The sequence below is a fragment of the Pseudomonas sp. p99-361 genome (genome assembly GCF_003935475.1).
GTDB classification, from domain to species: domain Bacteria; phylum Pseudomonadota; class Gammaproteobacteria; order Pseudomonadales; family Pseudomonadaceae; genus Aquipseudomonas; species Aquipseudomonas juntendi.
The window spans coordinates 1-971 of sequence record NZ_RHQO01000144.1 but is presented as its reverse complement, the minus strand read 5'-3'; the positions used below and the strand labels follow the sequence as shown (position 1 = coordinate 971).

At 64.6% G+C, this 971-nt stretch carries 1 protein-coding gene; it reads right to left on the bottom strand.

The window, feature by feature from the left end; all coding sequences use genetic code 11:
* Positions 1-216: 216 nt before the first annotated feature.
* Positions 217-756: a molybdenum cofactor biosynthesis protein B gene (gene moaB / locus EGJ22_RS25880; RefSeq protein ID WP_029888079.1), complete on the bottom strand. Its 540-nt coding sequence runs from the start codon at positions 754-756 to the stop codon at positions 217-219.
* Positions 757-971 lie beyond the last annotated feature (215 nt).

Below are 971 nucleotides of genomic sequence, written 5' to 3'. Positions count from 1 at the left end.
AATCCCACAGGCATAATTGGCCCGAAACAAACGTAGGAGCGAGCGCAGCTCGCGATGCGCCGCGCGGGCGGCGCTCGGTCTCACAGGCGCTGAAGATGCTCCGGCTACCCTTGCCAGGAACCATAGAATCTCCCACAGGGACCACACAGATTTCAGAACCTGTGCAATACCTGTGGGAGCCGGCTTGCCGGCGATAGGGCCGGTACAGGCGAACGATCAGCCCCGGCTTGCACAGGCCTCGATGGGCAGCAGGTGCTTGACGAAGTTGCACGGCCGGTGCCGGGCATCCAGCTGCTCGGCCAGGATCCCCTCCCACGCAGTACGGCAAGCCCCGGTAGACCCCGGCAGGCAGCACACCAGCGTGCGGTTGGCCAGCCCGGCCAGCGCCCGGCTCTGCACGGTCGAGCTGCCGATATCCAGAATCGACAACGCGCGGAACAGCTCGCCAAAGCCATCGACATGTTTGTCCAGCAGGCACCCGACCGCCTCTGGCGTGCTGTCGCGGCCGGTAAAACCGGTACCGCCGGTGATCAGCACCACCTGCACCTGGTCATCGGCAATCCAGGTGGCCACCTGGGCGCGGATCTTGTACAGGTCGTCCTTGAGCAGCGCCCGGGCCACCAGACGGTGGCCGACCTCTACCGAACGGCTGGCCAGCAGTTCGCCGGAGGTGTCGTTGTCGAAGGTGCGGGTATCGCTGACAGTCAGCACGGCGATGTTCAGCGGTACGAAGACCGCATCGGGTTGGACGCGCACAACAGGAACTCCTTGAATGGCCTTGTCGCCACGCTAAGGGGATGCTCCGAGGGCGTCCAATCGATATGGCGAACCGTTCCATCGACAGGCTCTATCGCTGCCTGGAGGTAGCCGCAGCATCTTCAGCGCCTATGAGACCGAGCGCCGCCCGCGCGGCGCAATCGCGAGCTGCGCTCGCTCCTACGTTTGTTTCGGGCCAGTAACGCCTGTGACAG